The sequence below is a fragment of the Collinsella sp. CM84Y_54 genome, from assembly GCF_036317945.1.
Classification (GTDB): domain Bacteria; phylum Actinomycetota; class Coriobacteriia; order Coriobacteriales; family Coriobacteriaceae; genus Collinsella.
This window is the reverse complement of sequence record NZ_JAWQCX010000002.1, coordinates 281,333-304,634: the sequence shown is the minus strand read 5'-3', so window position 1 is coordinate 304,634 and position 23,302 is coordinate 281,333. Positions and strand designations below refer to the sequence as shown.

Annotated in this window: 21 protein-coding genes; 14 read left to right on the top strand and 7 right to left on the bottom strand. The window is 59.7% G+C overall.

Annotated elements, in window-relative coordinates:
- Positions 1 to 4 precede the first annotated feature (4 nt).
- Positions 5 to 781, bottom strand: a complete 777-nt coding sequence (locus tag V2391_RS04525; protein ID WP_329738400.1) for a radical SAM protein — start codon at positions 779 to 781, stop codon at positions 5 to 7.
- 225 nt (positions 782 to 1,006) lie between these two features.
- On the opposite strand from V2391_RS04525, the gene V2391_RS04520 reads away from it, so the two are divergent.
- The 8 genes from V2391_RS04520 to V2391_RS04485 all read left to right on the top strand — a co-directional run bounded on the left by V2391_RS04520 (position 1,007) and on the right by V2391_RS04485 (position 7,935).
- Positions 1,007 to 1,804: an alpha/beta fold hydrolase gene (locus V2391_RS04520; protein WP_329738399.1), complete on the top strand. Its 798-nt coding sequence runs from the start codon at positions 1,007 to 1,009 to the stop codon at positions 1,802 to 1,804.
- 211 nt (positions 1,805 to 2,015) lie between these two features.
- Positions 2,016 to 3,896 (top strand): diguanylate cyclase, encoded by a 1,881-nt coding sequence (locus V2391_RS04515; protein ID WP_329738398.1) that lies wholly within the window; start codon positions 2,016 to 2,018, stop codon positions 3,894 to 3,896.
- 24 nt (positions 3,897 to 3,920) lie between these two features.
- The gene (locus V2391_RS04510) at positions 3,921 to 4,277 is read left to right on the top strand and encodes an Hpt domain-containing protein (RefSeq protein ID WP_089572324.1); all 357 of its coding nucleotides are present in this window, start codon (positions 3,921 to 3,923) and stop codon (positions 4,275 to 4,277) included.
- A gap of 230 nt (positions 4,278 to 4,507) precedes the next feature.
- On the top strand, positions 4,508 to 5,068 hold the full coding sequence (locus V2391_RS04505; protein WP_117798465.1) for a hypothetical protein: 561 nt from the start codon (positions 4,508 to 4,510) through the stop codon (positions 5,066 to 5,068).
- Positions 5,069 to 5,076: 8 nt separating this feature from the next.
- The gene (locus V2391_RS04500; RefSeq protein WP_316366833.1) at positions 5,077 to 5,406 is read left to right on the top strand and encodes a helix-turn-helix domain-containing protein; all 330 of its coding nucleotides are present in this window, start codon (positions 5,077 to 5,079) and stop codon (positions 5,404 to 5,406) included.
- Positions 5,407 to 5,550: 144 nt separating this feature from the next.
- Entirely contained in the window at positions 5,551 to 6,312 is a 762-nt protein-coding gene (locus tag V2391_RS04495; RefSeq protein ID WP_329738397.1) for an ABC transporter ATP-binding protein, read from the top strand.
- The gene (locus V2391_RS04490) at positions 6,309 to 7,133 is read left to right on the top strand and encodes a hypothetical protein (protein WP_329738396.1); all 825 of its coding nucleotides are present in this window, start codon (positions 6,309 to 6,311) and stop codon (positions 7,131 to 7,133) included. The genes V2391_RS04495 and V2391_RS04490 overlap by 4 nt, the downstream gene beginning before the upstream one ends.
- Positions 7,117 to 7,935, top strand: coding sequence for a hypothetical protein (locus tag V2391_RS04485; RefSeq protein WP_329738395.1), 819 nt, complete (start codon positions 7,117 to 7,119; stop codon positions 7,933 to 7,935). The genes V2391_RS04490 and V2391_RS04485 overlap by 17 nt, the downstream gene beginning before the upstream one ends.
- 109 nt (positions 7,936 to 8,044) lie before the next feature.
- Here the strand turns inward: V2391_RS04485 and V2391_RS04480 are convergent, their stop codons facing one another.
- From V2391_RS04480 to V2391_RS04455, 6 genes are all read right to left on the bottom strand, one after another.
- On the bottom strand, positions 8,045 to 8,854 hold the full coding sequence (locus V2391_RS04480; protein ID WP_329738394.1) for a gamma-glutamyl-gamma-aminobutyrate hydrolase family protein: 810 nt from the start codon (positions 8,852 to 8,854) through the stop codon (positions 8,045 to 8,047).
- A gap of 87 nt (positions 8,855 to 8,941) precedes the next feature.
- Complete coding sequence (locus V2391_RS04475; RefSeq protein ID WP_022094659.1) at positions 8,942 to 9,706, bottom strand: amino acid ABC transporter ATP-binding protein; 765 nt, start codon at positions 9,704 to 9,706, stop codon at positions 8,942 to 8,944.
- Positions 9,707 to 9,741: 35 nt separating this feature from the next.
- Positions 9,742 to 10,575, bottom strand: a complete 834-nt coding sequence (locus V2391_RS04470; protein ID WP_329738393.1) for an amino acid ABC transporter permease — start codon at positions 10,573 to 10,575, stop codon at positions 9,742 to 9,744.
- Positions 10,572 to 11,231 (bottom strand): amino acid ABC transporter permease, encoded by a 660-nt coding sequence (locus V2391_RS04465; RefSeq protein WP_035137611.1) that lies wholly within the window; start codon positions 11,229 to 11,231, stop codon positions 10,572 to 10,574. Before V2391_RS04465 ends, V2391_RS04470 begins: the two co-directional genes overlap by 4 nt.
- 138 nt (positions 11,232 to 11,369) lie before the next feature.
- On the bottom strand, positions 11,370 to 12,365 hold the full coding sequence (locus V2391_RS04460; RefSeq protein WP_329738392.1) for a glutamate ABC transporter substrate-binding protein: 996 nt from the start codon (positions 12,363 to 12,365) through the stop codon (positions 11,370 to 11,372).
- Positions 12,366 to 12,741: 376 nt separating this feature from the next.
- On the bottom strand, positions 12,742 to 14,523 hold the full coding sequence (locus V2391_RS04455; RefSeq protein WP_329738391.1) for a 1-deoxy-D-xylulose-5-phosphate synthase: 1,782 nt from the start codon (positions 14,521 to 14,523) through the stop codon (positions 12,742 to 12,744).
- Between the two features lie 228 nt (positions 14,524 to 14,751).
- On the opposite strand from V2391_RS04455, the gene V2391_RS04450 reads away from it, so the two are divergent.
- The 6 genes from V2391_RS04450 to V2391_RS04425 all read left to right on the top strand — a co-directional run bounded on the left by V2391_RS04450 (position 14,752) and on the right by V2391_RS04425 (position 23,081).
- Positions 14,752 to 15,309, top strand: coding sequence for an HD domain-containing protein (locus V2391_RS04450; protein WP_329738390.1), 558 nt, complete (start codon positions 14,752 to 14,754; stop codon positions 15,307 to 15,309).
- A 3-nt stretch (positions 15,310 to 15,312) separates the two neighbouring features.
- Positions 15,313 to 16,332, top strand: coding sequence for a putative ABC transporter permease (locus V2391_RS04445; protein WP_329738389.1), 1,020 nt, complete (start codon positions 15,313 to 15,315; stop codon positions 16,330 to 16,332).
- Positions 16,333 to 16,337: 5 nt separating this feature from the next.
- Entirely contained in the window at positions 16,338 to 16,505 is a 168-nt protein-coding gene (locus tag V2391_RS04440) for a P-II family nitrogen regulator (protein ID WP_329738388.1), read from the top strand.
- A gap of 87 nt (positions 16,506 to 16,592) precedes the next feature.
- Positions 16,593 to 17,450 (top strand): HAD-IIB family hydrolase, encoded by an 858-nt coding sequence (locus V2391_RS04435; protein WP_195535528.1) that lies wholly within the window; start codon positions 16,593 to 16,595, stop codon positions 17,448 to 17,450.
- Positions 17,451 to 17,571: 121 nt separating this feature from the next.
- Positions 17,572 to 18,282 carry a TetR/AcrR family transcriptional regulator gene (locus V2391_RS04430; RefSeq protein WP_329738387.1) on the top strand — a complete coding sequence of 237 codons (711 nt, stop codon included), beginning with the start codon at positions 17,572 to 17,574 and terminating at the stop codon, positions 18,280 to 18,282.
- An 11-nt stretch (positions 18,283 to 18,293) separates the two neighbouring features.
- A complete protein-coding gene (locus tag V2391_RS04425; RefSeq protein ID WP_329738386.1) occupies positions 18,294 to 23,081 on the top strand; it encodes an acyl-CoA dehydratase activase-related protein in 4,788 nt (1,595 codons plus the stop codon).
- Positions 23,082 to 23,302 lie beyond the last annotated feature (221 nt).

The window sequence follows — 23,302 nt, the reverse complement described above, 5'->3', positions numbered from 1 at the left end:
TTTGCTAGTAGCTCACCTGGCAGGGGATGCCGAGGGCGCGCACGCGCGCGGCAATGGCGTCGAGCACCTCGGGCGCTGCTTTGGCAAGGCCGGCGACCGGTGTCTCGCGCGCCACCGTGTAGATGGTCGCCTCCTGCGGGCGAATACGCTCGAGCGCCGCGAGCCAAGGGCCGACGTATTCCTCGCCGGTGTTGTCGATGAGCTTGCCCTGATACTCGCCGGTCAAAAAGATCGTCTGGATAATGACATGACTGTCAAAGCTCGTGAACGTCTCGATCTGGTGCTCCACATCGTAGGGGCCAACGGGTTGATCGAGCAGCTGGATAAATGCCAAGTCGACCGTATCGAGCTTGAGAATATTGTCATCAACCATCATGAGCGCATCGTGTACATGGGGACGGTCGGCGCGTGTGCCGTTGGAAAGCACGGCAATCTTGGTGTTTGGGGCAAGCTCGTCGCGCAGCGCGACGGCGCCGGCGATGGCCTGCGGAAACTCCGGTGCGGCGGTGGGCTCGCCGTTGCCTGCGAAGGTGATCACATCGGGGAGCTCGCCCTCGGCTGCCATCTCGCACAGCTTTGCCTCGAGCGCGTCGAGTACCACGGTAGCTGTGTTGTACGGCTCGTGGCAGGGGCGCTCGGCGTTGAGGCCGTTTTCGCAGTAAATGCAGTCGAACGTGCAGATCTTGCCGCTGGCCGGCATCATGTTGACGCCGAGCGAGAGACCAAGGCGACGGCTGCGAACGGGCCCAAAGATGGGGCTGGCATTCAAAAACGTAGACATAGGCATATGCTCCTCAAGACAATTGTGCCTAAGCATAGCATCGGCTCCAAAGCAAGGTGCGGGCTCTTGCTTTACAAGTTTCGTTTTTTCACGTCGCTCATTATGCCGTGCCATGAAAAGTCTCGGGTCGGGTACAGTTAATCTGTTAACAAGCTGTAAGGCAATGCGGGTCCATCTAGCCGTACTGACGTGCAACTGGATGGGCGTTGACGATGGGAACACAGTATGGATTTTACGGTCGAGAATGCGGGCACTACGATCGCCTGCCGCGAGTATGCCGGCCCGGTTGTATCGTCCGATGCACCCGCCTTGGTGTGCGTGCACGGCGCCTGCGTCGACGGTGTCTTTTTTGACGGTATCGCCCGCGAGCTCGCCTGCGACTATCGCGTCATTGCCTACGACCGCCGCGGTTGCGGCGAGAGTGGCGACGCTGCAGACGGACGCTACGACCTCGCCGCCCAAGCCGCCGACCTGCAAGCTGTTATCGAGCATATTGGCGCTCCGGTAAACGTGCTCGCGCACAGTGCCGGTACGCTGGTGGCCCTGGAGCTTCTCCGTGCAAACCCCGCCATAATCTCGCGTGCGATTCTGCATGAACCCGCCGTGACGGATGAGGGTGCCGGTCTGGGCGCGGCCCCGGTTTTGCTCGAGATGATCGCCGCAGGAAAGGTCTCCAGGGCATTACGGGCCTTCCTGGGCGCCATCGGCGATTCGGACCCTGAGGCCCCCAAGTTAACCGAGGCAGAAGCCAAGCATGCCCTGCGCAACGGCCGCAGTTTCATGGCGAACGAATACGGGATTACTATGACCTGCGTTCCCGATTGGGATAGCGTTCGCGCGTCGAAAACGGTGGCCGCCGTGCTTTTGGGCGAGCTTTCGATTGGCACGCCCCGCGAGGCGGGTACGAGGATGGCGGCTGAGCTTTTGGATTGCCCCCTCGTAACGATTCCCGGCGCGCACAACGGCCTGCGCGATCGCCCGGCAGCGGCTGCCCAGACTGTCCGTGGCATCCTGGGGTTCTAGCAGCTGCAAAAAAACAAAACAGGCTTCATCCGCAAACGTTTCGGCCGTGTTAACAAACGTGCTCAAAACCTCACGCCTGCGGCTTCAATCGCGCCGTCTGCCAACTCATAAAAATGTAACAGCATTCACGTGCCTACCTGCATCGACAAGGTGTTACCCTTGTAACATTTGGAACCCACCGCTCCATGCGAAACTATCGAAAGGGCCCCGTATGCTCAATAATCACGAGGTCAATCTAACCGACGAGGAGGCTGCCGCCGAGGTCGCCCGTGTCGCAAGGACCTACCCCGTGGTACGTTTGCTGTCGGCCGATCAGATTAAGAGCGAGCCTAACTGCCTGCTCGCCGGCGATCGCTGCCCTTGTCTGCGTCAGTCGAGTCTTGAGGCCTTGACAGATTCCGATGAGGTGTCGGAGCAACTGCTCAACGATGGTGTTGAGTACCGCGCCCGTCTGCGCCCTCTAAAGGTCGAGGGCGAGCCTCATGTCTTGCTGATGGTGCGTCCGATCGATGGGCAAGAGGCTGCAGAAGAGGACCTTGTCTACACCGACGTGCTGACGAATGTGCGCAATCGCCGATATTACGAAGAAAAGCTCCGTAGCGCCCGCATGAAGGCCGGTGTTGCGATGATCGACCTTGATGATTTTAGGGTCTTCAACGATACGTGTGGCCGCCATGCCGGCGACCTTGCGCTCGGTGCTGTGGCAACAGCCATACGCAGCGGTATTCGTTCGACTGACGAACTTGTGCGCTATGGCTGCGACAAGTTTGTAGCTGTCATGCCCAATATTCCCTCCGATGACTTTGCCCGTCGTCTGCGTCAGGTATCCGATGCCGTTCATGCCACGATTATTCCGGGCCATGAGCACGTGAGCTTGACGGCATGTGTTGGTGGCGTTCGCATTCATGGCGAGACGGTCGATGAGGGCGTTGGCCGCGCTGTCCAGTTACTGAGCCGTGCCAAGGCAAAAGCCGGTACGGTCGTGACCGATGGCGATTCCATCGAGGCCTTCCAAAGCGAAAAGCCTTCGGTGCTTATCGTCGATGACTCCGAGATGAACCGAGCCATTCTCAGCGAGATGCTCAAGGACGAGTATTGCATCCTCGAGGCCGACCACGGTCGTGCGGCGCTCGACATGGTCGACCGCTATGGCGATGAGTTGTCGCTCGTGCTGCTGGATATTGTCATGCCGGGCGTAAGCGGCTTTGAGGTGCTGGCCGATCTGTCGCGCCGATCGGTTAGTGACAATCTGCCCGTCATCATGATTTCGAGCGAAGATTCCGATGATATGGTTCTGCGCGCGTACGAGCTGGGCGCCTCGGACTATATCAACCGCCCGTTTGACTCCCGTGTCGTGCGCCGCCGTGTAAGCAACACTATCCGCCTATACGCCAAACAGCGCCGCCTGACGAATCTGCTGTCCCAGCAGTACAACGAGCGCGTCAAGAACAGTCGCATGCTCATCGACATCATGGCCGGCGTCATGGAGCTTCGCAACGGCGAGAGCGGCAGGCACGTTACGAACATCGAGAAGCTGACCGAGCTGCTGCTTGGCTGTCTGGTCCGGCGTAGCGACACGATCTCCCTCGACAATGAGGAACGCTCCACGATCGCCCTGGCTTCGGCGCTGCACGATATCGGCAAGATGTCGATTGACGATGCGATTCTCAACAAGCCCGGACGCCTTACGCCCGAGGAGTTCGAGATTATGAAGACGCATACCACGATCGGCGCCGACATGCTGCGTGAGCTGGGTAGCCATCACGCCGGCAATGCGCTTATGGAATATGCGTACCAGATCGCGCGTTGGCACCACGAGCGCTGGGACGGCAAGGGTTATCCCGATGGCCTTAAGGGCGACGAAATTCCCATTGCCGCACAGGTGGTTTCGGTGGCCGACGTGTACGATGCCCTGACGAGCGTGCGCGTGTACAAGGACGCTATCCCGCACGAGGAAGCGATCAAGATGATTCTGGACGGTAAGTGCGGCACCTTTAACCCGTTGCTGCTCGACTGTTTGCTCGAGGTGCAAGACCAAATTGCCGAGACATTGGCACGCCCCGCCGATGTCGTCGCGTTTCCTACGATTTAGTTTGACCAAAGGAGTTTTTAATCCATGATTTCCATGCGTGAGGCGTATGAGAAGATCGGCGCTAATTATGATGACGCGTGCGCTCGGCTGATGGGCGGGGAAATGCTTGCCCGCTTTGCCCTCAAGTTTTTGGATGACGAGAGCATGGACAAGCTGGAGGCCGCCATGGCGGCGGGAGACGCCGAAGGTGCGTTTATGGCAGCGCACACGCTCAAGGGCGTGAGCCAGAACCTGGGATTCGATAATCTGTACGAGCCGGCGGTCGTGGTGACCGAGGCGTTGCGCGGCGCCGATGCCGTTGACGGCGCTCGCGAGGGAATGCATGCGTTGCAGCAGCAATATGCGGCAACGATGTCGGCCCTGCGCGAGGCGGCCGAATAAGAGCTTGCGGGCCTTGATGACTATGAGAGTGGATAATCTCCCGTTTTAGGCCCGGTGGCGGCCTTAAAGTGGGAGATTATCCACTCTCGTTCGATATGTGTCCAAAAATCCACGCTCACCCCTCCGGGTTAGTAAATGGCCTATGCGCACTGGCGGGGCTTTCCGCATGCAATCAATATCGTTGTTCGATAAACTGTTCGAATAACGATAGAGTCGATGAGGGTGAGTGTATGTCTAACAGCGTTCAGCGTATGGCCAAAGCGGGCGAAAATATCAGGAAGCTTGGCTTTTGCATGGCAGCCGTTTTTGCAGGGATGCTCGTCGCTTTTGCCGCGTTGGTTGTTTACGTGATCTGGTATGCGGTTGCAAACGTTGCCTCTGTCGATTCTTTCGGCGTCGTGACGCTTCTCGATGGCGGGTGCATCGTTATCCCAAGCGGACTGTGCCTGGCACTCGTCGTGGGTATTTCGCTTGTCGTTCTGTGTGGGATCAGCCGTAACATCTCGCGAGGCGTCTCGCCCTTTACCAAGACGCATGTGCGGCTTATCCGTGTTCTTGCGCTTGCCTTTGCTGTTAACGCCGCGGTTTCGCTTATTGGTGCCTACGGATCGGTCAATCTTACCATTGGTGGGCTGGAGCTTTACGTCGTGCCTCATTCCTTCGTTATTGAGATTTGCCAAGGCGTTGCCTTTGATGCGGGGTCGCTTATCGGCGCGGCTGTCTGTCTGTGTATCTCGGTGATCTGGAGTTATGCCTCGCTGCTCCAAGAGCAGTCTGACGAGCTTGTGTAGGAGGAAGCATGAGCTATCTCATCATCGAGCTTGAGACGCAGCTACTTAAGACCGGAAAGACCAGTGCTGATCTGATTCGTGCCACGGGGCATACTCCGGCTAATATTTCTAAGCTAAGAAACGGAAAAATTAAAGCTATTCGCCTTAAGACGCTTCTCGATATTTGCGATGAACTTGACTGTCAACCGGGAGATATTATTCAGCGCGTGAGCGAGAAAGAGCTTGAGGAGCTTATTGTTGAGCGTGCAAAAAATGTCGTGAGGCAGATGCGGGACGGCGGAGGCAATGAGGCGTTGCTTCCGACATCAGTCTTTGCTGTAGATTTGAGCGACGAGTAGCATAAAGCGAACAACTATAACGAAATATCAGCGTAAAGGGGCCCGTGTCTAACACGGGTTCTTTCTTTTAGATTACCTTGACAAATATGAGTTATCGAAAAACAATAACAACTATGAAAAACGATAAAGGAAAGAAGGAACGATATGAGCGGTTTTGCTATCAAGCAGAACGGGAGGCCGATGAACGCATCAGCGATAAAGTTATCAAAGGTGTCAAAGCGCTACGGGAAACGGCGCGTTTTGCATGACGTTTCCTTCGAGGTGCATCAGTCTGAGCTCCTTGCCCTTGTTGGTGCAAACGGTGCGGGCAAAAGCACGCTTATTAAAATCGTCTTGGGCCTCTGCGAGCCGTCGTCGGGGAGCGTGGAGCTCTTTGGGGGCAAGTCGAAAAAAGAGCTGAGCCTGATGCGGACGCGTGTCGGCTATGTGCCAGATTCCTGCGGAGCATACCAATCCCTCAGTGCGGCTGAGAATCTTCGGATCCGATGTGCGGAATGGGGGCTTGATGCGAATCGTGAGATTCCTCGCGTTTTGAGCCTAGTCGGGCTGGACGTCGAAGAGAAAAAGAGCGTGAACAGTTTTTCTCTGGGAATGAAACGGCGGCTGGATATAGCTACGGCTTTGTTGGGCGACACCGACGTACTATTTTTCGATGAGCCGGCAAATGGATTAGACCCGCTGGGCATCGAGAGTATATGGGCCCTTATCGGTCGATTGAATCGAGAACAGGGTAAGACCATGCTCGTCTCTAGCCATGATTTGGATGAGTTGGTATCAGTTGCAACAAGTTGCGTGTTTATTCATGACGGCGAACTGCTGAAAAAGGAATCGATGGACGTCATAAGGGATGAGGCGTCGTCCCTAAAAGAGTATTACAGGCGCTTGATGAAGGCGGTCTCGCTATGAAGCGGGCGATCCATCCCATAAAGGCAGATATGATGCGTTTGCACAGGATGTTTCCGGCGAAGTTTGGTCTTGCGCTTATTCTGGCGTTCGGCCTTCTCTTCGGTGTCTTTCTAAAAAACGGAACAACGTTGCTCGCCTTTGGCAATAGCGTTTTTGGGGAGGATATTGGTTTCTGCTGGAATGTAATCGATCCTTCTGCACCCGATGAGTCCCTTGTGCGCAGTGCTTTTGCCGGCACGTCTCTGTTCGTTCCGCTCATCGTTTGCCTGGCGATTTTACAGGAGCGCGGCTATGAAGAGGGGCACCGAATTTCTTCAGCAAGAGGTCTTACCCGCTTTAATGGGGTCCTAGCACATGTGCTTTCGTTTGCTTTAATAATTGGCGTAGCATATAGTGCGCTTTGCCTTCTTCTTTTTGCAATAGCCATAATACGTGGAGGGCATAACCTCTCGCACGATATGCTAACTGCATTTTTGCCTGCAATGATAGTCAACGCTGTATTGGTGATATCGGTTGCGCTGGAGACGGTGACCATCTATCGGATTACAGACAGCGCTGTATTGAGCGGGGCTGCGATAATTATTGGATTTGTCATGAGCTTGACGCTCTACGGAACTTACCTTCAGATGCCCATACCGTTCTTGCGATGGATCTTCTTTCTTCCGGGGCCGTACCTTGGAGTCGGATGTGCCCTTGGGTATAGCGATATGGGGCAGCTGACGCTTCTGGGATATGGCGCGGCAGCCAGCTGTCTATCGGTATTGATTTACGCTCTCGTGAGCTTTCGTGCTGGGGGTGTGCTCAATGGCTCGCCAGACTAGAAGATTTCTTCATTCAGAATTGAGGCATGTGAGCAAATGGACGTACGCCTTAATCCTGTTAATTTATGCGTGCATGGTGGTATTGCAGCTTAATTCTTTCCCGATGTGGTTCTGTAGCCTCCGTGAGAACAGTTTCTTGGGCTTTTTCCCAGACCCGACACTTCGGCTATCGGCAGAGGATGTCCTTCTATTTGGTAATGCAGAGGTTTTCCGCGGTCTGCTGTTCAACGTGGCCCCGTTGGCTCATGCATTGTTCTTTCCGTTCATCGCGGCTTGCATTGTGCCGCGCTTTGTCAGTTCGGGCTTTATTGAGGAACCGTGGGGGTTGTCGGAGGCTCGGGGAGGGAAGCGTGTGTGCGCTATCGTTGCGCGAGTGGTGCTGTCTTCTTTTGCCCTTTTGGGCGCATTTATCCTGTCAAGTGTCGTTTTGTACTGTCTTAACTGCGTAATCGTTTTGGATGCTCAGCAGTATTTCAACCTGAATATTTTTTGCTATCGACTTCTTCTGGCGAGTGTCATCTGCCTTGCATATGTGGTCTCTTGCGTGATTGCTGTTTCCTATTTTGGGTCCGGCTTCGGTCCGATTGGCATGCTGCTGCTTGTCAATGTTGTAGCGATCTACATACAGCTCGGGGCCAATTCCATGCTTCCGCTTCCGTCCTCGATGCTCATGTGGATTTGCGGTGTGACCCCGTTGGGGGACGGCCAATGCGTTTCGATTTTAATTGACTGCCTAATAAACGTAGCAAGCGTTTTTACCATTTGCTTCACTATCGACCGATTGCGGTCGAGATTTATTTGATTGTTTGTGAGGGATAATCATACCGAGCAAACCAAATGCAGGCGGGCGGGCACCGTGGCTGGTGTTCGCCCGCCTGGCATAGGAGGCTTTAACCTGAGTGGTTTGCGGGCTAGCGAGCCTGCTTAACCTTTGCCGCTGCCTCGACAAACGACTTCCACAGGTTAAAGTCGGTCTCGAGCGTCTTCCACGTGTACTCAGGGTGCCATTGCACGCCCAGGCAGAACGGCTGGCCTTCGACCTCGATGCACTCAGGAACGCCGTCGGTTGCCTTGGCGACCAAGCGCGTGCTTTTACCCAGACAATCGACGCAGCAGTGGTGTGCGGAGTTGGTCTGGATAAGCTTGGCGCCACCAACCGCGCGGTCGAGCAACGAGCCCGGCACGACCTCGACGGGATGCACGGGGTCGTTGAGCACGTGGGTGTGGCGCCACTGCGTGCGGCCCTCGCGAGCGCCCAGGCTCGGCACGTCCATGCACAGGGTGCCGCCAGTGGCGACGTTGAGCAGCTGCGTGCCGCGGCAGGTGGTAAAGAGCGGCTTCTTGGCGCGAAGCACCTCGCCGACCAGCTTAAACTCAAAGCTATCGCGGATCTCGCAGCAGAGGGTGGGGTCGTAGGGTCGATCATCGCCCCAACGTTTGGGATTGACGTCGGGGCCGCCGGGGATGGCGATGCCGTCGGCGATATCAACGTAATGACGGATGACCTCAATGTCCTCGGTGATGGACATCTGCAGCGGCAGGCCGCCAGCGGCAAGGATGGCATCGACAAAGACACTTGCGATTTCCTCGTTGGGGGAGAGCATCTCGGTTAAAAACGGCTCTGCCTCTTCCCAGCGCGGTGCGACGAGGATGAGTGGGCGGTCGGCGGGGGCGACGTCGACGTGCGGGGTGTAGGACGATGAGGTGCGGGTTCCGATCATGGTTGCGGCTTTCGAATCCGGGTGGACATGGCACAGGGGTGGCGCGGGGCAAACGTTACTGATGAATTTGCCCGAGTGGCAATTGGGTTAGTGGCCCTTGATGGAGTTGAGGAAGTCCTGGGCGCGCTTGGTCTGGGGATGGTCGAAGAACTCGTCGGGTGTGCCGGTTTCCACGATCTGGCCGTCGGCCATAAATACGACGCGGTCTGCTACGCGGCGGGCAAAGTTCATCTCGTGCGTAATGACGATCATCGTCATGCCCTGCTGGGCCAGACGGACCATGACCTCGAGTACCTCGTTGATCATCTCGGGATCGAGGGCACTCGTGGGCTCGTCAAAGAGCATGGCCTTGGGTTGCATGGCAAGCGAGCGGGCGATGGCTACGCGCTGTTGCTGGCCGCCCGAGAGCTGTGCGGGCACCTTATCGGCCTGCTCGGCCACGCCCACGCGGCCGAGCAGGTCCATGGCGCGCTCACGGGCTTCGTCCTTGGAGACGCCCAGCACATCAACCGGTCCCAGCATGACGTTCTGCAGTACGGTCATATGTGCGAACAGGTTGAACTGCTGAAACACCATGCCCAGCTCGGCACGCATGCGGGCAAGATCCTTGCCTTCTTGCGGCAGGGGCTCGCCCTCGATGAGGATCTCGCCCGAGTCGATGGTTTCCAGGCGGTTGATGGTTCGGCACATGGTCGACTTGCCCGAGCCCGAGGGGCCAATCACCACGACGACCTCGCCGCGGTCGACCGAGAGATTGATGTCGTTGAGGACGTGCAGATCGCCATAGTGCTTATCGACGTGTCTGAGCTCGATCAGCGGCTGATTGCCGGTGGAAGAGGTGCTCTGTGCCATGTGCTCGGCTCCTTATGACTCGAAATGGTAAAGCGTTAGCGGATGATGGTCGCGCCGGTCTTGTGCGAAACGTAGACAGCAGCCTTGTTAATCGCGACGTTGATGAGGATATAGATGACCGCGATAACCAGGTAGACCGACACGAGGGCGTCGTAGTTGGTAATGAGCACGCGGGCGTTTTGCATGAGGTCGGGGTAGCTCACCACATAGGCGACGGTGGTGTCTTTGACTACGACCACAAGCTGCGAAATCAACGACGGAATGATAAACCGAATGGCCTGCGGCAACACGATTTTAAAGGTGATTTTAGCTTTGGAGAGACCGAGTGCCTGGGCGGCTTCGACTTGGCCACGCGGTACGGCGTTGACACCGGCACGGAAGATCTCGGCGAGTACGCCGGCGGCAGCGAGCGCGACGGGAAGCGTGAGCATCCAAAACGACGGCAGCGCGATCTTGTACTGGGGCAGCACCAAAAAGAAGAAGTAGATGAACAGCAGGCTCGGCACGCCGCGGAAGAAATCCGTGAGCACGCGGCAGACCAGCTGCAGCGGCTTAATGTCGCTGGTACGGCCGAGCATAAGGGCTAAGCCCAGCACCAGCGCGATGGCGCCGGCGGTGAGTGCGACTTTAACGGTGCCCTCAAAGCCGGCAAGCAGGAACTTCCAGGTGGTGAGGTGCGTAAAGAAATACCAATAGTGGACCGAAAGCTGGCCGGTCACATAAAAGCGCTGCAACACGAGGGCGAAGAGCACGGCGACGGCAACAAGCGAGATGGCGGTGCCGATGCGAATCTTGGCGCGCATTTTGGGGCCGGGAGCCTCGTAGAGCGCATCGCGCATGGTGAGCGCGGAGGTGGAGTGCTTGCTCATCGGAGGATCCTCACCTTCTTATCAATGTAGTTACCAATGTGGCTCACCACAAAGGCCGTGCCCAGGTAGCCGAGCGCCGAGATAAAGAACGCGGCGACGCCGCCGAGCGAGCGCGTGTTGATGTAGCTCACCACGCCGGTGAGCTCTTGCGGTTGCAACGGTACCTGGCTGCCGAGCGCGGTGGTGAGCATGACAGCGATAAAGAGGTTGGTCATGGGCAGCACGCTCGAGCGCAGCGCCTGCGGAATCACGATCTTGGCGAGGATACGGCTGAAGCTCATCCCCAGCGAGCGGGCGGCTTCCACCTGGCCGACGCCGACGGTGTTGATGCCGCTCATAAAGTTCTCGGAGCCAAAGGCCGAGCCCAAAAGGACCGTGGCGACGATAACGCAGGTGCGGTAGGGCAGGACGACCTTGAGCGGCGGCAGCGCATAGACGACGATGATGAGCAGTGCGATGCCGGGGATGTTACGGAAGACCTGGACATACAGGTCGCCAAAGACGCGCAGCGGCTTGAGCGGCGACACGCGCATCACGGTGACGGCGACGGCCAGCACCATGGCGATGGCAAACGACTCAAGCGTCATGCCCCAGGTTGCTAGCAGCGCGTCGATATAGTTCTGGCCATAGAGCGACCAGAGTTCGGAGAGACTCATGCGGACCTCCCGCCGATAAGGAAAGGGGCTCCCGTGTGTACGGAAGCCCCGACAACTCTGTGAGGAAACAGTTTACCGCAATAAAGCGCATCGTGCGTTTCCATATGGTTTCGTTGCGGCCGTTACCAGGCTCGCTGCCTAAGCGCCGATCTCGGGCAGCTCGGGAACATTAGTGTCGCCCGTACGGTCGCCGATGCAGATCTGCCACAGCTCGGTCCAGGTGCCATCGTCCTCGATCTTCTTAAGGAAGTCGTTGACAAAGGCGACACCGTCGGAATCGAGCGGCAGGCCGATGCCATAGGGCTCCTTGCTGCCGAAGGGCTTGCCGGCGATCTTGTACTTACCGGGCTCGCGGACCAGGGCGCTCTGCTGCATGTTGTTATCGATGACGTAGGCGTCAACGCGGCCCTGCTGGAGTGCCTGACGAGCCTCCTCGTCGGTCTTGAACTCCTGCTGGCTGGCCTTGGGAGCGAACTCCTCCAGGATGGCGGGGCCGTTGGAGCCGGACTGGACGGCGACGTTCTTGTCGGCCAGGTCGTCGACGCTCTTGATGTCGTCGTTATCGGCGAGTACCAGGATGGCCTGCTGGGTGTAGTAGTAGGGACCGGCAAAGGAGACGAGCTTCTTGCGCTCATCGGTAATGGTGTAGGTGGCGAAGACGGCGTCGACCTGGCCGTTCTGCAGGACGGACTCACGCGTGTCCGAGGTTACCTGGGTGATCTCGACCTTGTTCTCGCCCAGAATGTAGTTGGACAGGAGCTGTGCGATACCGGCGTCGAAGCCGCGGGTCTGACCGTCTTTCTCGTTGAGGAGGGAGAAGAGCGTGGAGGTCTGAACGCCACCGATCTTAAAGACGCCGGCGTCCTTAACGGCCGTGGCCCAGGTGCTGGCGGCGATGGCGTCGTCATCGGCCTTGGGGCCGTTGTCGACGAGCTTGTCGAATGCCTTAGCGTCGAGCGTGGTGGAAGCCTCGGTATCATTGGAGCTCTTGGAAGAGCCGGCGGCGGAACCCTTGTCGGCCTCGGTGCTGGTGTCGGAGCAGCCGGCAAGACCAAGGCCGGCGACGGTTGCGAAGGTGGCGGCAACGAAGCCGCGGCGGTCGAGAACGACCTGCTGGGAGAGGTTCTTGCTCATGGTAGAACACCTTTCTCAATAAAATCCCTAGCGGTTGAGTAGAGTTATACCCTATCGCGCTCAAATGGGTCAACACGAAATAACTCAGAAACATACTTAACTTATGGGTAATTCTACCTACCAAAAAGGGACAGGCACCTTTGTGGTGGTTCTTGCAGATGTGGTGGCATGTCTCGCTGCTTTGTCTCAATCTGTAACAGGTAGACGAGGAAATGGGTTCTTACTGTTACAGATTGAGACAAAGGTCTGGGACTAAGACATCTTATCTAGATCTGTAACAGTTAGACGGGAATTCGGGCCCTAGATGTTACAGATTGAGATAATTGAGCTGTGAAAACAAAAACCTCCGCAGGGGTGCTTCCCCTGCGGAGGTTTTTTACTCGTTGAGTAGCCTTACGGCTTCGGCGGCCATATTCTCGACCGTCATGCCGTTCTGAGCCAACAGCTCGTTGGGATCGTAGCGGTCGGGGAAGCCCTTGGCGATGCCGAAGGTGCGCGTGCGCACGGGCGTGCAGGCCAGGTAGCACGCCACGCGCTCGCCCCAGCCGCCGTCCAAGATGCCGTCCTCGAGGGTGACGACAACGCGATGCTCGGCGGCAAGACTGTCGAGGAACTCGCGGTCGAGCTCGGTTGCAAAGCGCGGGTTGACGAGCGTGGTCTCGATGCCGTACTCGGCGGCCAGGCGGTTTGCCACGCGCTCGCCCAGCTCAAAGAAATCACCGAGTGCGAGCACTGCTACGTCGCGACCCTGGCGAACCACGTTGTAGTGAACGGCACTGTAGTCGGTGTCTTCGGTGGGCGCAAGGTCGGGACGGCTCACCAGGCCAATGCCGGGCACGCGAATCGCCACAGGATGTTCGCGATGGTCGAGCGACCAGTTCAGCATGGACAGATATTCCTCCATGCAGGCCGGCGCTAGGTAGCGCATGTTGGGAAGAGCGCCCAGCATGGAAATATCGAAGAACGAGAGGTGCGTCTCGGACGTGGTGCCAAAGATCGAGGCGCCAAACACCAAGATGGTTGCGGGGGCATCGTTGAGGCACAGGTCGTGCCACAGCTCGTCGTAGGCGCGCTGCAAAAACGTGCCGTACACACCAAAGACTGGCTTGGCGCCCGAGCGCGCAAGCGCGGTGGCAAAAGTTACGGCGTGCTCCTCGGCAATGCCCACGTCGACAAACTGCTTACCTGCCGCAGCGCGAAGCTCGGGTGTAAAGCCCATGATGTAGGGCGTGGCGGCCGTGATGCCCACGACCTGCGAATCGCGCTCGATGGCGGTGCTGAGCGCCTCGCCCGTAATATCGGCATAGGTGCGCGGTGCGGGCTCGCTCGGATGGCCCGGGCAGAGCTTGCGCCCAGTCGCCATGTCAAACGGACCCACGTGGTGCCAGCGTTCCGGGTCGCTCTGGGCTGGCTCAAAGCCCTTGCCCTTGGCGGTGGAGACGTGCAGCACGATGGGGTGATCGATATTGCGCAGTTCCTGCAACGCGTCGACGAGGGCCAACACATCGTTACCGGCGTCCAGATAGCGGTAGTCGAGCCCCATCGCGCGGAAGACGTTGCGCTCACAGGCACCGTTGCTGGCGCGCAGCTCGGCCAGATTGCGATACAGGCCGCCATGGTTCTCGGCAATGGACTGGTCGTTATCGTTGACGATGATGATCAGGTTGCTATCGAGTTCGGCGGCATTGTTAAAGCCCTCAAACGCCAGGCCGCCCGAAAGCGAGCCGTCGCCAATGATGGTGATGACGTTATACGTGTCGCCCGCCAGGTCACGCGCGTGGGCAAGGCCGCAGCCCAGGCTCACCGACGTGGAGGTATGGCCCATGGCGAACAGGTCGTGCTCGGACTCGTTGGGATTGGCAAAGCCAGAAGCCTCACCATAACGCTCCGGATTGATATAGGTGTACGCGCGCCCGGTCAGCGCCTTGTGGGCGTAGGTCTGGTGCGACACGTCAAAGACAATTTTGTCGGTGGGGGAGTTAAACACGCGATGGAGCGCGACCGTGAGCTCAACGACGCCCAAGTTGGGGGCAACGTGTCCGCCGACGGCGGCGGAGCTTTCGAGGATGGCGTGGCGAATCTCGTCGCAGAGCTGCGGGAGCTCGGCGCGATTAAGAGCCTTGACGTCCTCGGGCGTTGTCGTTTGCGTAAGCAGCATCGTTGTGGGTTACTCCATGCGAATCGAGCGCCGGCGCTCCCTCGGCCGGCACAATTGCACAAAACAGTCTCGCACATTTTGGCGTTTGATATGTGACGGCGGCGCGGTAATTCGCCAACTGGCGGGGCAAAACGTTTTGTCCGATGCCATACTAGTAAATTCGATGATGATTTTATTCAATGCGTGCAGTCCGTGGTTTGCCGCCGTGAGCCGCTGGAAGGAGGCAGCATGTCCAGTGCCGTTCGTGCCGAGAAAATCGCGCGCGAGGTCGACGATGCCGCCCGCCAGCTGGCCCAGGCAGGCCGCTTGGACCTGACGCACGAGTTTATCCAGCATGGTGACGTGACGGTCTATGCACATGTGACTTCGGTAGCGCGGGCGAGCCTGTCCTTTGCCGAGCGCTTGGGCCGTGCTGGCATTTCGGTCGACCGTGCCTCGCTGCTGCGCGGAGCCCTGTTACACGATTACTTTCTCTACGATTGGCACGACCCCGACCCGAGCCATCGACTGCACGGATTTCGGCATCCGTTTTTTGCCCTGGCACGTGCGGAGGAAGATTTTGAGCTGACGTCGCGCGAGCGGAATATTATCGTGCGGCATATGTTTCCGCTGGTGCCGGTGCCGCCGACGTGTCGTGAGGCTTGGATTGTATGCCTGGCAGATAAATGGTGCGCGCTGCGCGAGACGGTCGCCGGCCGTCTGCCGCGCAAAGACGACGCGAACGATTTGAGCGAGGGCTCGAGCGACGGCTCGAGCAAAGATTCGAGTGAAAAGAGGAGAGGGTAGACGGTGGGGACCGCGATCGACATGGCATTTGACGGCGCGACGCTTGCCGCCTGTCCGCTTTCGGCACTGGTGCTCTCGTTCGCCTTCTACGGGTTTTGCGGCTGGGCATGGGAATCGACGGTCTGCGCCATGCTCAACCACGGACGCTTTGCCAACAGCGGCTTTTTGCTGGGACCGTGTTGCCCCATCTATGGCGCGGGCGGCATTGCCTGCTGGCTGCTGTTGCGCGGAATTCCTGACGCGTCGAGCCAGTTTGTCGCTGCAGCGCTCGTATGCAGCGTGATTGAGTACAGCGTGGGCGTGCTGCTGGAAAAAACAACAGGCGCTCGCTTTTGGGACTATTCGCACCTGCCGTTTAACCTGCACGGACGCATCTGTCTGTACTGGGCATGCGCGTTTGGCCTGGGTGCGTTGTGCATTTGTCGCGTGGTGGAGCCGGCGGTGTTGGGCCTGCTTGCCCATCTGCCGGTGCTGATTGTGCGGCTGTCCGCCTTTATCGTCGCGGTCGCGATGATGGTCGACGCGGTGTGCTCGTTGGCGAGCTGGCGGCGTCTGTCCGATCAGTTGGAGCGCGTCCGGGCCGACCTTGCCGACCGCATCAATGAGTCGCTTGCCGATGCGTCAGACTCCATGCTCGAACGTATTCCCGATTCGGCGATCGACTCGGTGGCACAGACGCACATCCGCAGCCGTGCCGTTAACGCGTGGCTGGCGGAGCTGGGCGACGCGACGCTCGATGCCCTGCGCGAGAAGGCTTCGATGCCGACGTTTATCTCGGATGGTGCTCGCGGCCTGGCGCTCGCTGCCCGCCGCGTGGCCGATGCCGCGCCGAGCATGCCGCGTCCGTCGCTCAGCCGTCGCCTTGCCGGTAAGCGCATGAGCCGTCCGGTACCGAGCGTGTCACTCAGTCGTCGTGACCTGCGCTTTTTCAATGCCTTCCCGCGTCTGCGCATCAATCGCTACGAAGGTGTCATTCGAGCAACTAATCTCCGCGACCGCGCCCACGAGCTGTTTCGGCGCTAGCCGGGATGGGCGCGCTCACGGCTCCCTTGCTCGCGTATTTCCCGTTCGTTTCGCGTCCGTTGCCGCGCCGTTTCCAAGATTGCGGCGCCGTTGGAGACGGCAAGATCTGGGTCGAGCCGGTCGAGGAAGTTATCCGCATCCGTACCGGCGAACACGGCCCTTCTGCGGTGTAGGGCAATCTTTCGCCTGACGGGCGCGCCTCTCTCGGGGCGCGCCCGTTCTCGTCTACAATATCGTGCAGACGAAGGAGAGGCATGCCCATGATCAAGATGTTTGCGAGTGACTTAGACGGAACGCTGTTGAATGCCCTGCACGAGGCAGACGGGACCATTCGCCGTGCCATTCGCGAGCTGACCGAGGCCGGCCTGCATGTGGTTCCCGCGACCGGACGCTCGACGCTGCCGATCGGCGAGCATGGCTTCACAGGTCTGGCACTCGACGCCTGCTGCTCCAACGGATCCATCGTGCGTGACAGCCATGGTGAGGTGCTCAAGACCTGGACCATCGACCCGCAGGTTACCGAGGAGCTGCTCAAGGCGTTCCCGGACATTTGCTTCGACTGCTCCACGCCCGACGGCATGTTCTCGAGCGGCTCGTTCGAGATGCACCAGGCGGGTTTTAAGAAGGACAGCCCCATCAAGCGCATCGTGATGCGTGGCATGCGTGCACGTGGCGGGTATCACGAGGAGCAGTATTTCGACCAGTCGATCGGTGACATCCTGCGCCACGATGTGTGCAAGATCAACTGCCGCGTGACCTCGCCCGAGCTGGAGCGCGACCTTAAGGCATATTTGGCCGAGCGATCGGACCGCGTGGTCAACGCGCCGTTCGATCCGGTGATGTTCGAGATCACGGACGTGGCGTGCAACAAGGGCGAGAGCGTGGCCTGGCTGGCGGGCTACTACGGTATTGCCGAGGATGAGGTCGCGGTCTACGGCGACGGCGGCAACGACATCGCCATGCTCAAGCGTTTCCGCCACAGCTACGCGACCAAAAACGCAAGCGATGCAGCCAAGGCCGCCGCGAGCGCGACCATCGGCAGCTGCATGGTCCACGCCGTCCCCAAACACATGCTCGCCACCATGCGCAAGCAAAACTCTCGCACCGTCATCGAATGATGTGACAAAAGGACTGTCTCTTCGTCACATCCAAAATATTGCCTTTACGTGTTGATGCACACGGTGTGCAATAATACTCGCACTGTGCAATAGCGCACAGGCTGAGTAACAAGGAGGACGCTTGTCCCAGCTCGAGAAATGCGATCGCCGGTCCCTTCGCTCGCAGCGTGCCCTTCGCCAGGCACTTGCCAGCGAGCTTGCCGAAAGCGGCGACCTTTCGCGCATTAATGTCGCGTCGCTCACCGAGCGCGCTGGCCTTACGCGCCGCACGTTCTATTCGCACTACCGCGATATCCCCGACTTTATCAATCAAATCGAGGACGGCTTGCTGGCCGAGATCCGTGAGCGTATTGAGCTCATCACCGCAGCTCAGCTGCCCGATCTCTATCACAACATCGATGAGCTCGAGCCGGCGCCCGGTTCGGTTGAGCTGCTGCGTTATCTTGCGGCCAACCGCGACTTAATCGGTGCGCTGCTGGGTCCGGGCGGCGACCAGGCCTTCATTAAAAGGATCATCGACACCGCTCGTGAGGCTGTGGTGCCGCGTGCGCAGACGGGCATTTTGGGCCTGGCGCTGGGCACGTTCTTTGACTACTACGTCACCTACGTCGTGAGTGCCGAGGTCGGCATGATTCAGCGCTGGTTTGAGCGTGGGCTCACCGAATCGCCCGAGGCCATGGCGCGCATTATGACGGTGCTCGCTTTTGTGCGCCCTGGTGACCTGTATGGCCAACCCATCGATATCAACGTGCCGGAATACGGCATGAAGCTATTGAACCTGCAGCTCGAGGACGCGGCCGACACCACCGCAGCCGTCGAGTCCAACAACTAAGAGGAGAGACAATGAGCAAACTCGTCGAGGGCATTAAAGACCGTATGGTCGCTGCCGCGCGTGAGGCTGCGCCCGCCGTGGTGGATGCCGCGCAGAAGGCCGCGACCGCAGCTGCCGAGAAAGTTGCCGAGGCAGTTGCCGATGCCAAGAACGCGGCAGGGGAGACGTCCGTCGCTAGCGAGCCCGCCATCGCCGCTGAACCCGTAGCCGCCACCGCCGCCCACGCCCCCGAAGGCGCGATCTTCAACCCCGAGAACGCTCGTGGCAACCTGCACCTGGGCATCGACGTGGGCTCCACCACCGTCAAGCTCGCCGTGCTCAACGACGACAACCAGATCGTTTACGCCAAGTACCAGCGCCACCACACCGACGTCCGTGCCTGCGCCCGTGACCTGTTCGAGGGCGCTGCGACCGTGCTGCCGACGGCCCAGATGACTTGCGCCATTACCGGCTCGGGCGGCCTGCTGCTGTCCCAGTGGCTCGACCTGGAGTTTGTCCAGGAGGTCATCGCCAGCAAGCGTGCCGTCGAGACCCTCATCCCGGCCACCGATGTCGCCATCGAGCTGGGCGGCGAGGACGCCAAGATCATCTACTTCGACAACGGCATCGAGCAGCGCATGAACGGCACCTGCGCCGGCGGCACGGGCGCGTTCATCGACCAGATGGCAACCCTGCTGCACACCGATGCCAGTGGCCTCAACAAGCTCGCGGCCAACGCCACCACCATCTATCCCATTGCCAGCCGCTGCGGCGTTTTTGCCAAGACCGACGTCCAGCCGCTGCTCAACGAGGGCGCCCGCCCCGAGGACGTGGCCGCCTCCATTTTCCAGGCTGTCGTGACCCAGACCATTTCGGGCCTGGCGTGTGGCCGTCCCATCCGCGGCAACGTTGCCTTCCTGGGCGGCCCGCTGCAGTACCTCTCCGAGCTGCGCCACCGCTTCTACCTCACGCTCAACCTGGACGAGGAGCACCGCATTGTGCCCCAAAACGCCCACCTGTTTGTGGCGAGCGGCGCCGCCATGGCGCACGAGTCCAACAAGCTCAGCACGTTCCCGCAGCTCATCGAGGCCATCGATGCCCTGGGCGACACGCAGGGTGCCGAGGTCGAGCGTCTGGATCCGCTCTTTGCCACCGACGAGGACTTTGCCGAGTTCAAAACCCGCCACGACGCCGAGGTCGTCCCCAAGGGCAAGCTCGAAGGCTACACCGGCCGCGTGTTCATCGGCATCGACGCCGGCTCCACCACCATGAAGGCCGCGCTCGTGGGCGAGGACGGTCAGCTGCTGCACACCTGGTACGGCAACAACAACGGCGACATCCTAGGCACGGCCAAGGTCATCATGGCCGATTTCTACAACCACATCCCCGCGGGCTGCACCATCGGCCACGTGACCACCACGGGCTACGGCGAGGCGCTGCTCATCGAGGCCCTCAAGGCCGATTCCGGCGAGATCGAGACCGTTGCGCACCTGCGCGGCGCCAAGGCATTCCTGCCCGGCGTCGAGTTTATCCTGGACATCGGCGGCCAGGACATGAAGTGCCTGCGCGTCAAGGACGGCGTCATCGAGCACATCATGCTCAACGAGGCCTGCTCGTCGGGTTGCGGTAGCTTTATCGAGAGCTTCGCCGTCTCTATGAACATGGACGTGCGCGCGTTCGCCAACGCCGCCATCCATGCCAAGGCCCCGGTCGACCTGGGAAGTCGCTGCACGGTCTTTATGAACTCGCGCGTCAAGCAGGCGCAAAAGGAAGGCGCCACGGTGGGCGACATCGCGGCCGGCCTGTCCTATTCCGTCATCAAGAATGCCCTGTTCAAGGTCATTAAGCTGCGCGACCCCAAGGAGATCGGCAGTCAGGTGATCGTCCAGGGCGGCACCTTTATGTCCGATGCCACGCTGCGCGCATTTGAGCAGCTCACCGGCGTTCATGCCGTGCGTCCCGACATCGCCGGCTGCATGGGTGCCTACGGTGCGGCCCTGCTCGCCCGCGATCGCGCCGGCGCCGACGGCACCTCGACCATCCTCTCGGCCGAGGACATCGCGCACCTCACCGTGACGCAAAAGCATGTCCGCTGCGGTCGCTGCTCCAACAACTGCCAGCTTACCGTCAACGACTTTGGCGGCGGTAGGCGCTTCATTACCGGCAACCGCTGCGAGAAGGGCGCCGGCCACAAAAAGCAGAAGACTGAGGCCCCCAACCTCTTCAAAAAGAAAAACGAGCTGCTCTTTGACCGCGAGGTGCTGAGCCCCGACGAGGCCCCGCGCGGCACCGTGGGTATCCCGCGCGCACTCAACATGTACGAGAACTACCCCTTCTGGCATGCGTTCTTTACGCGCCTGGGCTTTAGCGTGCAGCTGTCCGACCAGTCGAGCAAAAAGACCTACCAGGCGGGCATCGAGTCCATGCCGTCCGAGAGCGTGTGCTATCCGGCCAAGATGAGCCACGGCCACGTGATGAACCTCATCGACCGTGACGTCGACTTTATCTGGATGCCGTGCGTGCGCTGGGAGCGCAAGGAGGATCCGACCGCCGGCAACTGCTATAACTGCCCCATCGTCATGAGCTACCCCACGGCGCTGGCGCTCAACATCGACGAGATCCGTGAGCAGAACATCGAGTTCCTGTACCCGTTTGTGCCCTATCACGACAAGACCGAGCTCAAGCGCCGTCTATACCAGGTGCTCGCCGTCGACCGTGTGGCCGATGCTGAGGCCGGTCGCGGTCGCGTGCGCGGTCCCAAAATCACGCGCTCTGAGGTCGATGCCGCCGTCAACGCCGCCTACGAGGCCGACGCGCGTTTTCACGAGGACATCCAGACCATGGGCGAGGAGGCCCTTAAGTGGGTCGAGGACCACGGCGGCCACGGCATCGTACTCGCCGGCCGTCCTTACCACAACGACCCCGAGATCAACCACGCCCTGCCCGAACTTATCTCGAGCTTTGGCTTTGCGGTCTTTACCGAGGATTCGCTTGCGCACCTGGTGAAGCCCGAGCGTCCAATTCGCGTCGTCGACCAGTGGATGTACCACAGCCGCCTGTACGCCGTCGCCCGTTTTGTGACGATGCGCAACGACCTGGACCTGATCCAGCTCAACTCTTTCGGCTGCGGTCTCGATGCCCTGACTACCGACCAGGTGCAGGAGATTCTGGAGGCCAGCGGCAAGATCTACACCGTGCTCAAGATCGACGAGGTGTCCAACCTGGGCGCCGCGCGCATCCGCATCCGCTCGCTCATGGCAGCGCTCAAGGACCAGGAGGCCGAGCGCTTGGCCGAGGCCACGGCCGCGGGCGAGGCCTACGAGCAGGGCGATGCCGCGCCGGTGGCTCCCTCCAAGGATGCCCCCGCGTTCGCGAGCCGCAAGTACACGTTCGAGGCGCAGCGTGAGAGCGCTTCGACCGCATGGCCCAAGGTGCCCTTTACCGAGCAGATGCGTGACGAGGGCTATACCATCCTGTGCCCGCAGATGGCGCCGATCCACTTTGACCTGGTCAAAGAGGTGTTCCGCGGTGCCGGCTACAACTTGGAGCTGCTGCCCTCAACCGATCACGACGCCGTCGAGGCTGGCCTGCGCTATGTGAACAATGACATTTGCTATCCGTCGATCCTGGTAACGGGTCAGATTATGGAGGCCATCGAGAGCGGTCGGTACGATCTGTCCAAGACGGCCGTGGTTATCAGCCAAACCGGCGGCGGCTGCCGTGCCACCAACTACATCGCGCTCATCCGCAAGGCCCTGCGCGAGAGCGGCCACCCCGAGATTCCGGTGATCTCGCTTTCCGCCGTGGCGCTGGGCGAGGACAACCCCGGCTTTAAGATTACGCCGGCGTTGCTTAAGCAGGCCGTGTACGCGGTGCTCTTTGGTGACGTCATGATGCAGATGCTCTATCGCTGCCGTCCGTACGAGGCCACGCCCGGTGCCGCCAACGCGCTCTACGAGGAGTACATGGCGCGCGCCCGCAAGCTGGCGCCCAAGTTCAACCGCCACAACTACACCAAGCTGTGCCGCGAGGCCATCCACGCGTTCGACACCATGCCGCTTGTGGGCGAGGGCACCAAGCCGCGCGTGGGCGTGGTCGGCGAGATCTTGGTCAAGTTCCACCCCACGGCTAACAACCATGTGGTCGACGTGATCGAGCGCGAGGGCTGCGAGGCCGTGGTGCCGGGCCTGCTCGACTTCTTCCTGTACTCCATGAGCAATGCCGAGCTGCAGAAGGACGAGCTGGGAAGCTCTGCCATTACGCGCGCGGGCATGCAAGCGCTTATTAAGCTCGTGGACTGGATGCGTACGCCGGTGGAGGAGATGCTCGAAAAGTCCCGCCGCTTTGAGGCGCCCGAGCGCATCGGCACCATGGCCGACAAGGCTCGCACGGTGCTTTCGGTGTGCAACAACATGGGCGAAGGCTGGCTGCTCACGGCCGAGATGCTCGACCTGATTGACCATGGCGCACCCAACATCATCTGCACGCAGCCCTTCGCGTGCCTGCCCAATCACGTGGTGGGCAAAGCCGTGATCAAGGAACTGCGCCGTCAACATCCCGAGAGCAATATCGTCGCGGTGGACTACGACCCCGGCGCGTCCGAGGTCAACCAGCTCAACCGCATTAAGCTCATGATCAGCGTGGCGAAGGAGAACATGCGCGCCGGTAAGGGCTTTAAGCTCGAGAAGGTGGCGCCGCTCGCGATGGACGAGGTCACCGGCCAGATGCGTGCCCATGACGGCTGCGTGAGCTGCGGACCTGCCAGCGAGGAGGCCGTGGCATCGGTCGCCAAGCGTCTGGGGCGCGGCATTAAGAAGTAACTGGCCTGCTATGGGCTAGATGTGAGACAAACGGGTGGTAGCCGTGCCGGCTACCACCCGTTTTTGCTGGACATATGTTGCGTAAATCGTTTTGTCGCAGCCTTCTATGCACTCGAATTTCGGAAGTGCGGGGAAAAACGCGAACCTTCCGAGCGCACCGCCTTTTTAGACTCTCGCGACCTGCGGTTTTGTTTTAAAAAAAGCCGGTCTGGTCGGCGAAA

What these genes read in the sequence shown, in the direction of transcription:
- V2391_RS04525 (WP_329738400.1), bottom strand. Translation starts at nt 781, where the DNA reads ATGTCTACGTTTTTGAATGCCAGCCCCATCTTTGGGCCCGTTCGCAGC.
- V2391_RS04520 (WP_329738399.1), top strand. Translation starts at nt 1,007, where the DNA reads ATGGATTTTACGGTCGAGAATGCGGGCACTACGATCGCCTGCCGCGAG.
- V2391_RS04515 (WP_329738398.1), top strand. Translation starts at nt 2,016, where the DNA reads ATGCTCAATAATCACGAGGTCAATCTAACCGACGAGGAGGCTGCCGCC.
- V2391_RS04510 (WP_089572324.1), top strand. Translation starts at nt 3,921, where the DNA reads ATGATTTCCATGCGTGAGGCGTATGAGAAGATCGGCGCTAATTATGAT.
- V2391_RS04505 (WP_117798465.1), top strand. Translation starts at nt 4,508, where the DNA reads ATGTCTAACAGCGTTCAGCGTATGGCCAAAGCGGGCGAAAATATCAGG.
- V2391_RS04500 (WP_316366833.1), top strand. Translation starts at nt 5,077, where the DNA reads ATGAGCTATCTCATCATCGAGCTTGAGACGCAGCTACTTAAGACCGGA.
- V2391_RS04495 (WP_329738397.1), top strand. Translation starts at nt 5,551, where the DNA reads ATGAGCGGTTTTGCTATCAAGCAGAACGGGAGGCCGATGAACGCATCA.
- V2391_RS04490 (WP_329738396.1), top strand. Translation starts at nt 6,309, where the DNA reads ATGAAGCGGGCGATCCATCCCATAAAGGCAGATATGATGCGTTTGCAC.
- V2391_RS04485 (WP_329738395.1), top strand. Translation starts at nt 7,117, where the DNA reads ATGGCTCGCCAGACTAGAAGATTTCTTCATTCAGAATTGAGGCATGTG.
- V2391_RS04480 (WP_329738394.1), bottom strand. Translation starts at nt 8,854, where the DNA reads ATGATCGGAACCCGCACCTCATCGTCCTACACCCCGCACGTCGACGTC.
- V2391_RS04475 (WP_022094659.1), bottom strand. Translation starts at nt 9,706, where the DNA reads ATGGCACAGAGCACCTCTTCCACCGGCAATCAGCCGCTGATCGAGCTC.
- V2391_RS04470 (WP_329738393.1), bottom strand. Translation starts at nt 10,575, where the DNA reads ATGAGCAAGCACTCCACCTCCGCGCTCACCATGCGCGATGCGCTCTAC.
- V2391_RS04465 (WP_035137611.1), bottom strand. Translation starts at nt 11,231, where the DNA reads ATGAGTCTCTCCGAACTCTGGTCGCTCTATGGCCAGAACTATATCGAC.
- V2391_RS04460 (WP_329738392.1), bottom strand. Translation starts at nt 12,365, where the DNA reads ATGAGCAAGAACCTCTCCCAGCAGGTCGTTCTCGACCGCCGCGGCTTC.
- V2391_RS04455 (WP_329738391.1), bottom strand. Translation starts at nt 14,523, where the DNA reads ATGCTGCTTACGCAAACGACAACGCCCGAGGACGTCAAGGCTCTTAAT.
- V2391_RS04450 (WP_329738390.1), top strand. Translation starts at nt 14,752, where the DNA reads ATGTCCAGTGCCGTTCGTGCCGAGAAAATCGCGCGCGAGGTCGACGAT.
- V2391_RS04440 (WP_329738388.1), top strand. Translation starts at nt 16,338, where the DNA reads ATGGGCGCGCTCACGGCTCCCTTGCTCGCGTATTTCCCGTTCGTTTCG.
- V2391_RS04435 (WP_195535528.1), top strand. Translation starts at nt 16,593, where the DNA reads ATGATCAAGATGTTTGCGAGTGACTTAGACGGAACGCTGTTGAATGCC.
- V2391_RS04425 (WP_329738386.1), top strand. Translation starts at nt 18,294, where the DNA reads ATGAGCAAACTCGTCGAGGGCATTAAAGACCGTATGGTCGCTGCCGCG.